The 13,461-nt window shown below is 72.7% G+C and carries 11 protein-coding genes; 4 read left to right on the top strand and 7 right to left on the bottom strand.

Translation table 11 applies throughout. From position 1 onward, the window contains the following. Positions 1–50 precede the first annotated feature (50 nt). The 3 genes from ACFW1I_RS33745 to pgsA are packed head-to-tail and all read right to left on the bottom strand — an operon-like array spanning position 51 to position 2,769. Entirely contained in the window at positions 51–1,205 is a 1,155-nt protein-coding gene (locus tag ACFW1I_RS33745) for a glycosyltransferase family 4 protein (protein ID WP_384677149.1), read from the bottom strand. Next, positions 1,202–2,107 carry a phosphatidylinositol mannoside acyltransferase gene (locus tag ACFW1I_RS33750; protein ID WP_384677151.1) on the bottom strand — a complete coding sequence of 302 codons (906 nt, stop codon included), beginning with the start codon at positions 2,105–2,107 and terminating at the stop codon, positions 1,202–1,204. Before ACFW1I_RS33750 ends, ACFW1I_RS33745 begins: the two co-directional genes overlap by 4 nt. Next, entirely contained in the window at positions 2,104–2,769 is a 666-nt protein-coding gene (pgsA, locus tag ACFW1I_RS33755) for a phosphatidylinositol phosphate synthase (protein ID WP_384677153.1), read from the bottom strand. The genes ACFW1I_RS33750 and pgsA overlap by 4 nt, the downstream gene beginning before the upstream one ends. A 264-nt stretch (positions 2,770–3,033) precedes the next feature. Between pgsA and ACFW1I_RS33760 the strand changes: the two genes are divergently transcribed. Together ACFW1I_RS33760 and ACFW1I_RS33765 are read left to right on the top strand one after the other, a co-directional pair. After that, positions 3,034–5,241: an elongation factor G-like protein EF-G2 gene (locus tag ACFW1I_RS33760; protein WP_384677155.1), complete on the top strand. Its 2,208-nt coding sequence runs from the start codon at positions 3,034–3,036 to the stop codon at positions 5,239–5,241. 175 nt (positions 5,242–5,416) lie between these two features. Continuing rightward, entirely contained in the window at positions 5,417–7,075 is a 1,659-nt protein-coding gene (locus ACFW1I_RS33765) for a hypothetical protein (protein WP_384677157.1), read from the top strand. 65 nt (positions 7,076–7,140) lie between these two features. Here ACFW1I_RS33765 and ACFW1I_RS33770 read toward each other — a convergent pair whose 3' ends face one another. Continuing rightward, positions 7,141–7,704, bottom strand: coding sequence for an HIT family protein (locus tag ACFW1I_RS33770; RefSeq protein ID WP_384677159.1), 564 nt, complete (start codon positions 7,702–7,704; stop codon positions 7,141–7,143). A gap of 65 nt (positions 7,705–7,769) precedes the next feature. Between ACFW1I_RS33770 and ACFW1I_RS33775 the strand changes: the two genes are divergently transcribed. Further along, on the top strand, positions 7,770–8,447 hold the full coding sequence (locus ACFW1I_RS33775) for a potassium channel family protein (RefSeq protein ID WP_384677161.1): 678 nt from the start codon (positions 7,770–7,772) through the stop codon (positions 8,445–8,447). Between the two features lie 64 nt (positions 8,448–8,511). Here ACFW1I_RS33775 and thrS read toward each other — a convergent pair whose 3' ends face one another. The 3 genes from thrS to ACFW1I_RS33790 all read right to left on the bottom strand — a co-directional run bounded on the left by thrS (position 8,512) and on the right by ACFW1I_RS33790 (position 12,467). Then, positions 8,512–10,488, bottom strand: a complete 1,977-nt coding sequence (gene thrS / locus ACFW1I_RS33780) for a threonine--tRNA ligase (protein WP_384677163.1) — start codon at positions 10,486–10,488, stop codon at positions 8,512–8,514. 111 nt (positions 10,489–10,599) lie between these two features. Continuing rightward, a complete protein-coding gene (locus ACFW1I_RS33785; RefSeq protein WP_384677165.1) occupies positions 10,600–11,901 on the bottom strand; it encodes a hypothetical protein in 1,302 nt (433 codons plus the stop codon). Then, positions 11,901–12,467 carry a DUF4365 domain-containing protein gene (locus ACFW1I_RS33790; protein WP_384677167.1) on the bottom strand — a complete coding sequence of 189 codons (567 nt, stop codon included), beginning with the start codon at positions 12,465–12,467 and terminating at the stop codon, positions 11,901–11,903. The genes ACFW1I_RS33785 and ACFW1I_RS33790 overlap by 1 nt, the downstream gene beginning before the upstream one ends. Before the next feature lie 121 nt (positions 12,468–12,588). On the opposite strand from ACFW1I_RS33790, the gene ACFW1I_RS33795 reads away from it, so the two are divergent. Then, on the top strand, positions 12,589–13,317 hold the full coding sequence (locus ACFW1I_RS33795) for a 3'-5' exonuclease (RefSeq protein ID WP_031005491.1): 729 nt from the start codon (positions 12,589–12,591) through the stop codon (positions 13,315–13,317). Positions 13,318–13,461: the final 144 nt, after the last annotated feature.

Here is a 13,461-nt window from a genome sequence, read left to right on the forward strand (position 1 = left end):
CACCCGTTCCGCCCCTGGCGGAACGCCTGCCCCCAGGAACGACGGCGGGCCTACAGGCCCAGCCTGGCGCGGAGGCCGCCTGTCTTCTCGTCCGTGTCCACCGCCGCCGCCCCGTCCGTCACCGTCTCGTAGACCGCGAGGATGTCCGCGCCGACCGTGGACCAGTCGAAGCGCCGTACGTGGGCGGAGCCGCGCGCGCTCAGTTCGGCGCGCCGCGCGGGGTCGCCGAGCAGCCGGATCGCCGCCTCCGCCAGCGCGTCCGCGTCCTCGTTGGCGAAGAGCTCGCCCGCCGCGCCCTGGTCGAGGACCTGCGCGAACGCGTCCAGGTCGGCGGCGAGGACCGGCGCGCCGGCCGACAGCGCCTCGACGAGGATGATGCCGAAGGACTCGCCGCCCGTGTTGGGCGCCACGTACACGTCGACGCTGCGCAGCAGCCGCGCCTTGTCCTCGTCGCTGACCATGCCGAGGAACTCCACCCGGGAGCGCATCTCGGCCGGCAGCGAGGCCACCGCCTCCTCCTCGTCGCCGCGTCCGGCGACCAGGAGCCGGGCGCCCGGCCGCTCGGTGAGGATCCGGGGCAGCGCCTTCATCAGGACCGGCAGGCCCTTGCGGGGCTCGTCGATCCGCCCGATGAAGCCCAGCGTCTCGCCCTGCCACTCCGTCTTCGGCTCCGCGCCGGCGAAGAAGTCGACGTCGACGCCGTTGGGGATGACGACGGCGTCGCCGCCGAGGTGCTCCACCAGCGTCCGGCGGGCGTACTCGCTGACCGCGATCCGGGCGCTGATCTTCTCCAGCGCCGGCTGGAGGATCGGATAGGCGGCGATCATCGCCCGCGAGCGCGGGTTCGAGGTGTGGAAGGTGGCCACGATCGGGCCCTGCGCCGCCCAGCAGGTGAGCAGCCCCAGCGAGGGCGAGGTCGGCTCGTGGATGTGGACGACGTCGAAGGTGCCGTCGTGCAGCCAGCGGCGGACCCGCGCGGCGGACAGGAAGCCGAAGCTGAGCCGGGCCACCGAGCCGTTGTACGACACCGGCACGGCCCGGCCGGCGGAGACGACGTACGGGGGCAGCGGGGTGTCGTCGTCGGCGGGGGCGAGGACGGAGACCTCGTGGCCGAGCCGGATCAGGTGCTCCGCGAGGTCGCGGATGTGGAACTGGACGCCGCCCGGTACGTCCCAGGAGTACGGGCAGACGATCCCGATCTTCACGGTGTGCGCTCCTCCAGGTCGGCCAGCCAGAGGCGCTGGAGCATGTGCCAGTCCTCCGGGTGGTCCGCGATGGCCCCGGCGAAGGTGTCGGCCAGGGCCTGTGTCATGAGGGACGCCTTCTCGCCGCGGGTACCTGACTCGGGCACCTCCACGGGCGCGTGCACCTCGCCCTTCATGACGTCGGTGTCGTCGTACCAGAGGGTCACCGGCAGCAGGATCGCGTCCGTCTGGAGGGCGAGCATGGCCGGCCCCGCGGGCATCCGGGTGGGCTCGCCGAAGAAGGAGACCTCGACGCCGGAGGCGGACAGGTCCCGGTCGGCGACCAGGCAGACCAGGCCGCCGCCGCGCAGCCGGCGGGCGAGGGTCCCGAAGGCGGCGCCGCCGGTGTGCGGCAGCACCTCCATGCCGAGGGACTCGCGGTAGGCGACGAAGCGGTCGTACAGCGACTCGGGCCTGAGCCGTTCGGCGACCGTGGTGAAGGGCGTGCCGAGGGCGCGGGTCACCCAGACGCCGGCCAGGTCCCAGTTGCCCATGTGCGGCAGGGCGAGGATCACGCCGCGGTCCGAGGCTATGGCGTCCTTCAGGACGTCCTCGCCCTTGATCGCGAAGCTGTTCGCGGCCCGCTCGCGGCTCCAGGTGGGGAGCCGGAAGGACTCCATCCAGTAGCGCATGTACGAGCGCATGCCGGCCCGCGACAGTTCGGCGAGCCGCTCGGGCGTGGCGTCCGGCACCACGCGCGCGAGGTTGGCCTCCAGGCGCAGCACGCCCTTGCCGCGCCGCTTCCACGCGATGTCGGCGATCTTCCGGCCGAGGGCCTTGGCCACCGGTTCCGGGAGCTTCTTCACGGTGGCCCAGCCGAGGCCGTAGAGCCCGTCGGCCACCTTGTCCTTCAGCGCGCTCACGTCGCCGCTCCGCTTCCCCCGGCGGCCGTGGCGGCGTCCGCCTCGGCCGACTCCCTGCGTACCGTCACGACCCGCTGTCCCAGGGTCACGGCCGAGCCGACCGCGACGATCCACAGCGAGATCGGGAGCAGCACGTCGATCCCCGGCACGCCGAAGGCGTGCAGCCCGGCGAGACCGGCGGCGACCAGCGAGATCACCAGGCGCTCGGCCCGTTCGACCAGGCCGTTCACCGCGACCGGCAGGCCAATCGATTCACCACGCGCCTTGGTGTACGAGACGACCTGGCCGCTCGCCAGGCAGAAGATCGACACCGCGCAGAGCACGTTGTCGTCGCCCTGGCCCGCGTACCAGAGGGCGAAGCCGCCGAAGATCGCCCCGTCGGCGACCCGGTCGAGGGTCGAGTCGAGGAAGGCGCCCCAGCGGCTGGAGATCCCGGCCTGGCGGGCCATGTTGCCGTCGACCAGGTCGGAGAAGACGAAGAGCGTGATCACGATCGTGCCCCAGAAGAACTCGCCCCTGGGGAAGAAGACCAGCGCACCGGCGACCACTCCCGCCGTGCCGATCAGCGTCACGGCGTCGGGGCTGACGCCCCGGCGGAGGAGAAACGCGGCGAACGGTGTGAGGACACGCGTAAAAAACGCACGCGCGTACTTGTTCAGCATGGCCTTCCCGAGGTTTCGGCGGGCCGCGCGGTCCCATGACCACCGGCTCACCCATCGTAGCCACGCGCGTGGCGCCGCACGGGAGCGCACCCGCCCCGTCGCGTCGGCGTACCCCGGGGGGCCCACCGGTGTACGACGTATGGACGCGTCCCGGCGTCGGTGCAAAGCTCGAAGGAGCACCCCGCGGGCAGCGCCGGAGCAGCGCCGCGATGCCGCTCCCCCGCGCCCGCTCACCCCTCACCGCTTCGCAGCCGGGAGGACCACATGGGCGACAAGGCGCACACCCCCGCCGGAGCCGCCGGCAGGGCACCGACGGCCGACCGGCCCTCGGAGGTACGGAACGTGGTGCTGGTCGGCCACAGCGGCTCGGGCAAGACGACGCTGGTCGAGGCGCTCGCCCAGACCGCGGGGGCGCTGGGCCGGCCCGGGCGGGTCGAGGACGGGGCGACCGTCTCCGACTACGACGAGATCGAGCACCGGCAGCACCGCTCCGTCCAGCTCTCCCTCGTGCCGGTCGGCTGGGAGGGCTTCAAGATCAATCTGCTCGACACCCCCGGATACGCCGACTTCGTCGGGGAGCTGAGGGCCGGTCTGCGCGCGGCGGACGCGGCCCTCTTCGTCGTCTCGGCCGCCCAGGAGGCCGACGCGGTCGCCGCCTCGACCCGGATGGTCTGGGAGGAGTGCGCGGCCGTCGGCATGCCCCGCGCGATCGTCGTCACCCACCTCGACACCGCCCGCACCGGCTTCGACGAGCTGACCGGGGTCTGCGCCGGGCTCTTCGGCCGGGACGACCCCGACGCCGTCCTCCCCCTCTACCTGCCGGTGTACGGCCCCGAGGGCCCGGACGGCCACGCCCCCGCCACCGGGCTGATCGGCCTCCTCTCGGAGCGGGTCCTCGACTACGCCACGGGCGAGCGGCGCGAGCTGCCGCCGGGCGACGCCGACCGGGAGCTGATCGCCCGGGCCCGGGCCCGGCTCATCGAGGGGATCATCGCCGAGAGCGAGGACGAGACCCTGATGGACCGCTATCTCGGCGGCGAGGAGATCGACGTCGGGACGCTGGTCGGCGACCTGGAGAAGGCGGTCGCCCGGGGCGGCTTCCATCCGGTGCTCGCCGCCGCGCCCGCCGCCGAGGGCGGCGGGCAGGGCCTCGGCACCGTCGAGCTCCTGGAGCTGATCACCCGCGGCTTCCCCTCGCCGCTGGAACACGAGCCGCCCGCCGTCACCACGCCCGACGGCACTCCGCGGCCCCCGCTCGCCTGCGACCCGGACGGGCCGCTGGTCGCCGAGGTCGTGAAGACCGCCGCGGACCCCTACCAGGGCCGGATCTCCCTCGTCCGGGTCTTCTCCGGCACCCTGCGCCCCGACGAGACGGTGCACGTCTCCGGGCACGGCCTCGCCGACCGCGGCCACGAGGACCACGACGTCGACGAACGGGTCGGCGCGCTCACCTCCCCGTTCGGCAAGCAGCAGCGGCCGATGGCGCACTGCGTCGCCGGGGACCTCGCGTGCGTGGCCCGGCTCGGCCGCGCCGAGACCGGCGACACCCTGTCCGCCAAGGACGACCCGCTCCTGATCGAGCCGTGGCCGATGCCCGAACCGCTGCTGCCGCTCGCCGTCGAGGCGCACAGCAAGGCGGACGAGGACCGGCTCTCGCAGGGCCTGGCCAAGCTGGTCGCCGAGGACCCCACCCTGCGCCTGGAGCAGAACCAGGACACCGGGCAGGTCGCGCTGTGGTGCCTGGGCGAGGCCCACCAGGACGTCGTCCTGGAGCGGCTGCGCGGCCGCTACGGGGTGCGCGTGGACTCCGTCCCGTACCGGGTGCCGCTGCGCGAGACCTTCGGCGCCCCCGCCTCCGGCCGCGGACGGCACGTCAAACAGTCCGGCGGGCACGGCCAGTTCGCCATCTGCGAGATCGACGTCGAACCCCTGCCGCCGGGCAGCGGCATCGAGTTCGTCGACAAGGTGGTGGGCGGGGCGGTCCCCCGCCCGTTCATCGGCTCCGTCGAGAAGGGGGTACGGGCCCAGGCCGCGCGCGGGGTCGCCGCCGGCCATCCGCTGGTCGACGTCCGGGTCACCCTCAAGGACGGCAAGGCCCACTCGGTGGACTCCTCCGACGCCGCCTTCCAGACCGCCGGGGCGCTCGCCCTGCGCGAGGCGGCCGCCGAGGTCCCGGTCCACCTCCTGGAGCCGGTCGCCGAGGTACGGGTGCTCGTCCCGGACGAGTACGTCGGCGCGGTGATGAGCGATCTGTCCGGCCGGCGCGGCCGGGTCGTCGGCACCGACCAGGCGGGACCGGGCCGCACGGTCGTCCGGGCCGAGGTCCCGGAGATCGAGATCGGCCGGTACGCCATCGACCTCCGGTCCGTCTCGCACGGCACCGGCCGCTTCGACCGCAGCTACGCCCGGCACGAACCGATGCCCCCTCAGATCGCCGAACGCCTCCGCGAACAGGCCGGAAAGCGCTCCTAGTTGACGCGACGACAGCGGTTCCCGCCCGTCCGGCCCCGACCGGGCGGACGGGTTCCGGTCGCGGTTGTCCACAGGCGGTGACGCATACCACGCCGCCCGGTTACGCTGTGGTGCCCAGCTCGGAAGGTGTGCGGGGCGCGGCAGTCGGGAACAGCCCGCACAGGTACTCGCGGCGATGGGGGCGGAAGTGGCGATCGACGGTTTCGGACCGGGGGCTCAGATCCCCCTCCAGGGCGGCAGCGGCCTGACCGGGGCGACGAACGCGCTGGCGTCGGCCGCGTACCGGGACAGCCCGCTGGAGACCATCCAGGAAGCCGACAACGAGTACTACAAGACCACGCTCAAGAAGGGGAAGTGGGAGAAGCTGTTCCGCCCCGACCTGGGCGAGGCGTTCTCCCGCGCCGTGCAGGTCCGCATGCTCGGCGGCGGCCGCAAGGCGCTCATCCAGTCCTTCGGCGCCGAACCCCAGCCGGTCGTCGAGCACTGCCTGGCCGCCACCCACATCCGGCGCCGCCGGGACGTCAAGCTGACCCTGATCACCCTCGTCTGCGGCGTCCTGTTCCTGCCCGGCCTGCTGCTCTGGCTCGGCGTGATCCATCTGCGCCGCACCGCCGCCGGCTCGGAGAACAGGAAGACCAGCGCCATCGGCACGGTCCTGCTCTGGGCGGCCGCCCTCGTCGCCGTCCTGGTCCTCCTCCGGCTCCCCTACGACGGACTGCTGCCCAACTACCTGCGGGCGATGATCGTCGCCCCGGTCGTCGGCTGGTACCTCGCCGGCCGGGTCTGCCTCAACGCCGCCGTGGACCTGCGCGAGCGCTGGACCGGGCTGCTCAGCGGCGGCGGCGTCGGCGCCCACGTCCCCAAGTCCGTCCCCACCGACCCGGGCGAGAAGTCGGCGGAGGAGCTGCGGCTCAACCTGGAGAAGCTCTCCGCCGAGCAGCAGTCCAACGTGGTCTTCTACGCCGGCCCCAAGGGCATCCTCGGCCTCGGCACCCGCTGGGGCAGCTGGACCCTGGCCGAGGAGCTGGTCCCCGTGGACGGCCTGGAGATGCACGACTTCCGCGCCTGGGACCTGGTCCGCAAGATCCACGACCAGCTCACCCTGCTCGAGCGCGGCTCCCTGAAGACCGGCTTCCCCAAGCCGACCGTGAAGCACTGGATCGTCTCCCCCGTCGGCGAGGGCGCCGACGAGGTCACCCGCCCCGAGGGCGACAACATCGTCCACTTCCAGGTCAAGCCGCACGAGATACAGCGCATCTGCAACGAGCAGCAGTTCGGCGCCGGCAACCGTCACTACCTGGGCGTCCAGTTCACCCTCTGGGACGGGAACGTGGTGCTGACGATGATGGTCACCGTCACCTCGCTCCACCACACCCTGCGCATCGAGGTCACCGGCCACGCGCTGGGCCCGGTCCACGGCCTCTTCACCACCAAGCCCAAGGCGAAGACCAAGGAGGTCTCCAAGACCGTCCGCTTCTGGGAGACCAAGGAGATCCCGCAGCCGCTGCTCGGCACCGACGACATCGTCCGGCTCGCCGTCCGCGCCCCGCTCACCTGGTACCCGCCGGTCCTGGAGTTCCTCGGCGGCAAGATGAACCTCCCGGAGCCCTTCGGCCTGCGGCACGTCTGGGCCGGCCCGCTCTGGAAGAACCGCTTCATGGCCGACGACGCCATCCGCATGGCCACGCCCGTGCTCCGCGCCGTCCACACCGCGACGATCCGCTTCCTCGACGCGCACAACGTGGACACCGAGCGCTTCACGAGTCGGTCGCTCGTCCTCGGCGGGGGCGTGCAGGAGCCCGGGCCGAAGAAGGCCGACGTCTACGACGCCTGACCGCCCCGGCGCAGGACGCCGACGGCCCCGGGGCGGGCGCCCCGGGGCCGTACGGACACGACGGGTCAGACGGTGGCCGGCCAGGCGTCGGCCAGCATCTTCCGGGTGTCGGCGAGCAGCTGCGGCAGGATCTTGGTGTGCCCGACGACCGGCATGAAGTTGGTGTCCCCGCCCCAGCGCGGCACCACGTGCTGGTGCAGGTGCGCGGCGATGCCGGCGCCGGCCACGGCGCCCTGGTTCATGCCGATGTTGAAGCCGTGCGCCCCGGACGCCGCCCGCAGCGCGATCATCGCGCGCTTGGTGAAGTCGGCCAGCTCGGCCGTCTCCGCCGCGTCCAGGTCGGTGTAGTCGGCGACGTGCCGGTAGGGGACGACCATCAGGTGCCCGCCGTTGTACGGGTAGAGGTTGAGGACCGCGTACACGCTGGAGCCGCGGGCGATCACCAGCCCGTCCTCGTCCGACTTCGACGGGATCGAGCAGAACGGACAGCCGTCGTCGGCCCCCGGCCCGGTCGGCTTGTTCTCGCCCTGGATGTACGCCATCCGGTGAGGCGTCCACAGGCGCTGGAACGCGTCCGGCGCCCCGACTCCGATCTGCTGCTCCGGCTCAGTCGTCATGCTGTGCAGCATATTGCGTCGCCCGTTCGGAACGTGTCGGCGGGGCGAGGGAAGCCGCCCCGGGTGATCCTGATCCGATGAGCGCCAGGCCTCCGAAACCGCCCCGACAGGAACGCTGGGACCACCGCATGGAGCTGCCACTGGCCGTGGCCTCCCTCGCCTACCTCGCCGGGTACGCGGTCCGCGTCCTCGCCCGGGACCACCTGCCGCGGCTCGGGGTGGACCTCTGCGTCGGGGTCGTCCTCGGCGCCTGGGCGGTCTTCGTCACCGACTACGCGGTGCGGATGCGGCTCAGCGGCCTCCGCCCGCTCCGGTTCGTCCGCACCCACCTCCTGGACACGGTCGTGCTGCTCCTGCCGCTGCTGCGCCCGGTGCGGATGGTGACGCTCTACGACCGGGTCCAGCGCCGCCGGGGCCAGCCGCGGCTCAGCCTCTACGCCCGCGTCATGGTCTACTCCGGGCTCTCGGTCTCCCTGCTCGGCTTCACCGCCGCGCTCACCGTCTACCACCACGAGGCGGACGCCCCCGGCGCCACGATCGTCACCTTCGGCGACTCCGTGTGGTGGGCCTGCGCCACACTGGCGACGGTCGGCTACGGCGACGTGACCCCGGTGACCCCGGTCGGCCGGGTGGTCGCGGTCGGCCTGATGGCCTGCGGCCTGGCGCTGCTCGGCGCGGTGACGGGTTCGTTCTCGTCCTGGCTGATCCAGGCGTTCACCCGGGAGGACGAGAAGCCGGGGAACGGGGGCTCCTAGGCGTCCCGGGACGGGAGAGGCCCCCGGGGATTCCCCGGGGGCCTCCTGAAGGACGTGCCGGCCGTCAGACCTGGACGCGCTCCTCGACGATCTTGGCGATCTTGGCGATGGCCTCGTCGGCGGGGATGCCGTTCTCCTGCGAACCGTCGCGGTAGCGGAAGGAGACGGCGCCTGCGGCCATGTCCTCGTCACCCGCGATGATCATGAAGGGGACCTTCTGCTTCTGCGCGTTGCGGATCTTCTTCTGCATCCGGTCCGAGGAGGAGTCGACCTCCACGCGCAGGCCCTGCTTCTTCGCCTTGGCGGCGAACTCCTGGAGGTACTCGACGTGCGCGTCGCCGATCGGGATGCCGGTCGCCTGGACCGGGGCCAGCCACGGCGGCATGGCGCCCGCGTAGTGCTCCAGGAGCACGGCGAAGAAGCGCTCGATGGAACCGAAGAGCGCGCGGTGGATCATGACCGGGCGCTGCTTGGTGCCGTCCGGGGCGGTGTACTCCAGGTCGAAGCGCTCCGGCAGGTTGAAGTCGAGCTGGACGGTCGACATCTGCCAGGTGCGGCCGATGGCGTCCCGCGCCTGCACCGAGATCTTCGGGCCGTAGAAGGCGGCGCCGCCCGGGTCGGGGGTGAGCGGCAGGCCCTGCTTCTCGGCGACCTGCTGGAGGACGGCGGTGGCCTCCTCCCACACCTCGTCGGAGCCGACGAACTTCTCCGGGTCCTTGGTGGACAGCTCCAGGTAGAAGTCGGTCAGACCGTAGTCGCGGAGCAGGTTCAGGACGAAGGTGAGGGTCTTGTCCAGCTCCTCCGCCATCTGCTCGCGGGTGCAGTAGATGTGCGCGTCGTCCTGGGTGAAGCCGCGGGCCCGGGTGAGGCCGTGCACGACGCCGGACTTCTCGTACCGGTACACGGTGCCGAACTCGAACAGGCGCAGCGGCAGCTCACGGTAGGAGCGCCCGCGCGCGTCGAAGATCAGGTTGTGCATCGGGCAGTTCATGGGCTTGAGGTAGTAGTCCACGCCCTCGTCGAGCTGCATGGGGGGGTACATGCCCTCGGCGTACCAGTCGAGGTGGCCCGACTTCTCGAACAGCTTGCCCTTGGTGGCGTGCGGCGAGTAGACGAACTCGTAGCCCTCCTCCTCGTGGCGCTTGCGCGAGTAGTCCTCCATGACCCGGCGGATGATGCCGCCCTTGGGGTGGAAGACGGCGAGGCCGGAGCCGATCTCGTCCGGGATGGAGAAGAGGTCGAGCTCGTTGCCCAGCTTGCGGTGGTCGCGCTTCTCGGCCTCGGCGAGGAAGTCGAGGTGCGCCTTCAGCTCGTCCTTCGACGGCCAGGCGGTGCCGTAGATGCGCTGCAGCATCGGGTTCTTCTCGCTGCCGCGCCAGTAGGCGGCCGCGTTGCGCATCAGCTTGAACGCCGGGATGTTCCGGGTGGTGGGCAGGTGGGGACCGCGGCAGAGGTCCTTCCAGCACAGCTCGCCGGTCTTGGCGTCCAGGTTGTCGTAGATGGTCAGCTCGCCGCCGCCCACCTCGACGTTGGCGCCGTCGTCGGTCGACGCGGAGCCCTTGATGCCGATGAGCTCCAGCTTGTACGGCTCGTCGGCGAGCTCCTCGCGGGCGGCCTCGTCGGTGACGACGCGGCGGGCGAAGCGCTGGCCGCGCTTCTGGATCTCCTGCATCTTCTTCTCGATGGCCTTGAGATCCTCGGGCGTGAACGGCTTCTCGACGTCGAAGTCGTAGTAGAAGCCGTCCCGGACCGGCGGGCCGATGCCCAGCTTGGCCTCGGGGAAGAGCTCCTGCACGGCCTGCGCCATCACGTGCGCGGTGGAGTGGCGCAGGATGTCGAGGCCGTCCGGGGAGGAGATCTCGACGCCCTCGACGAGGTCGCCCTCGGCGAGCTCGTACGAGAGGTCCTTCAGCTCGCCCGCGACACGGGCGGCGATGACGGTGCGGTCGTCGGCGAACAGGGCGCCGGCCGTGGTGCCCGCGCTCACCGTCCTCTCCTCGGGTCCTGAGGCGGTCTGGACGGTCACACGGACTTCGGACACGGGTACTCCATGCATCGGGGCGCTGGCAGACACGAGGTGCCGGCGCCGGCGGCGCGCGGCAGAGACGAGGTGCCGCGTCCCCTCGATCTTACGGGTCCGGCCGCGCCCCGCTCACCGCTCCTCCTCCGGCCCGCACGCCTCCTCGAAGAAATCGAGGTTCTCGTAGAGGGACTTCATCAGCCTGTCCCGCTCGGCCTCGTCCACCTGCACCGGGACCACGCCGGAGGCGTCGGCGAGGCGGCGGAAGCCGCCGCGGCTCTCCAGCCGGCCGACGACCCGGATCGGGAGGCCGACGAGGTGGGCGTGGCCGGCCGTGCGGTAGTCCTCCTCGTCGAGGGTGACGCGGACGTGGCCGACGTCGGCGCCGCCGAGCACCCGGAGCCGGACCGTGCCCTCGCCGCGCGGCCCGGAGCGGCGGAGCCGGACGACGGCGCCGGTGATCCGGACCGGGACGGAGGGCTCGTCGGTGAGGTAGCGGGCGCCGGCCTCGCGCAGCGCGGGCAGGTCGCCGGGCGAGAACTCGACGGGCTCGGGCCGGGCGGCGCAGCCGTCCGGGATGCCGGCGGCCGGGGCCCATTCGAGGGCGATGCGGACGCCTTCCGTGCCGCGGACGAGGGAGACGAGCGCCTCGGTGAGCTCGCGGCTGACGCCGGCCTCGACGGCGGAGTCGAACGCCTCCATGCCGCCGGTGGCGCGCTGGTAGTCGACGGCCTCCCGGGCGGCGTGCAGGGCGTGGTAGAGCCGGACGGCGACGGGGCGGCCGGGCGGGACCGGCAGGAAGGCGGTGAGGGCGCGGCCGCCGGGGTCGGTGCCGACGACGACGGGTTCGAGGGCGGCCTGGGCCGCGGCGCGGTGCCGGGAGCCGTGGTAGCCGGCCCGGCCGCGCACGGCGAGGGCCCCGGCGAGGAGGATCTTGCGGGCGGCGGAGCGGAGCCGTTCCTGCACGGGCCAGGGCGCGGTGCCGGCCGGGCCCTGGGGCACGTCGCGCCACCAGCGGATCTCGTCGCTGGGGACGGCGAGGCCGGTGAGGACCTCGCGGGCGGAGGGGGTGGCGCTGCGGGCGAGGGCGGTGAGGGCCTCGCCGATGAGGTCCTCGCTGTCAGGGAAGGCGAGGCTGTCGGGGACGAGGAGGCTGGTGCCGCCGCTCCCGGGTCCGCTGCCGGGCGGTGTCCAGCGGCCGTAGCGGCCGGCGGCGCCGCCGCGCCGCTGCCAGCCGTGGCGGGCGAGGAGGGCGCCGAGGACGCGCGGGTCGACCCGGCCGGGGTCGGGCACGCCGTCGCCGCCGGCGGTCCAGGGGCCGGCGGGGTCGGCGCCGGGCACCGGGTGCGGCCGGTACGGCGGTGGTACGGGGACGGGGCCGCGCCCGGCCCCGTCCCCCGCCCCGAATCCGGGTTCGTCGATCGGTCGGTGCATCAAGGTCTCCCTCCCCGGCCGACCCGGGTCATGATCTCGCAGAGCGCCCGGTCGTCGAAGATCCGCGCCGTGGGGACGCGCACGGTGGTCCGGCGGCGTCCGGTGACCGGGTGCCCGGCCAGGTTCATCCAGTAGCAGCAGTGCCGCAGGTCGAGCCGGTCGTGGCTCGCTCTCAGCCAGTCCTCCGGGTCTCTCGGGACGATCATCACGACCAGGATCTTGTGCACGGCCACGGGGGTCCGGGCGAGCTTCACGAGGTGGTCGTTGTCGAGGGTGAAGGGGAAGGTGCTCCCCGTGGGGCGGGCCGGCAGCTGGTAGGTGCACTTGAGCTGCACCTTGATGGTGACCTCGTCGTCGACGGTGTGTCCGGGCGAGCCGTGGCTCACGTGCCAGTCGACGCCGTTGTCCGGGAAGGGCTGCGCGAGCGAGCAGCCCGCCGCGGCGGCGACGGCGTGCAGGTATCCCACCTGGAGGGTCTCCATGCAGGCGGTGGTGGCGAGTGAGCCGCGTGCCGGGGCCGCCCGCTGGGGCGGCAGCCCTCCCGACTCGGGCTGGGCGAGCGCCATGTGAACGTCCTTCCCCGTCATCCCTGTTGTGACCGGTCCGCGTACGCCGCAAACAGGGCGGGTATCACCGGATCGGGGCAGGGGGTTGGCCATCTGCCGCGCGGGTGCGAGGAGTTCGGGGATGACGACGAACTGGTACGAAGGGCCCCTGGCCGCTTTCGACACGGAGACCACCGGAGTGGACGTCGAGCAGGACCGGATCGTGTCCGCCGCGCTCGTCGTCCAGGACGCGGCCGGGGCGCGTCCCCGGGTGACCCGCTGGCTGGTCAATCCGGGCGTTCCGGTGCCGGAAGGGGCCACGGCGGTGCACGGGCTGACGGACGATCACCTCCAGCGCAACGGCCGGTGGCCGTCGCCGGTGATGGAGGAGCTGGGGCGCGCCCTGGCGGAGCAGAACGCGGCGGGCCGGCCGCTGGTGGTGATGAACGCGCCGTTCGACCTCACCATCCTGGACCGGGAGTTGAGGCGCCATCGGGCGTCGTCGCTGGGCCGCTATCTGGAGCACACCTCGCTGTGCGTGCTGGATCCGCGGGTGCTGGACAAGCATCTGGACCGGTACCGCAAGGGCCGTCGGACGCTGACGGACCTGTGCGCGCACTACGAGGTGGAGCTGGCGGGGGCGCACGACGCGGCGGCGGACGCCACGGCGGCGCTGGAGGTGGTGCGGGCGGTCGGCCGGCGGTTCGCGTCCCGGCTGGAGCGGTTGTCGCCGGCGGAGCTGCACACGCTGCAGGCGGTGTGGCACGCGGCGCAGGCGCGGGGTCTGCAGGCGTGGTTCACGCGGCAGGGGACGCCGGAGCTGGTGGATCCGGCGTGGCCGCTGCGGCCGGAGCTGCGGAAGGCGGCGTGAGGGGGCCGGAAACGGCTGAGGCCCGGGCCGCGGGTTTTAGGTCCCGCCCCAACCCGGGGGCGATAAATGGGTAGAAACACATACCCCCTAGGTGTGTAACAAATTCTATACCCCAGAGCAAAAAGACCCCGAACCCGTTGTAAC

Source organism: Streptomyces sp. NPDC058955 (assembly GCF_042741435.1).
Classification (GTDB): Bacteria; Actinomycetota; Actinomycetes; order Streptomycetales; family Streptomycetaceae; genus Streptomyces.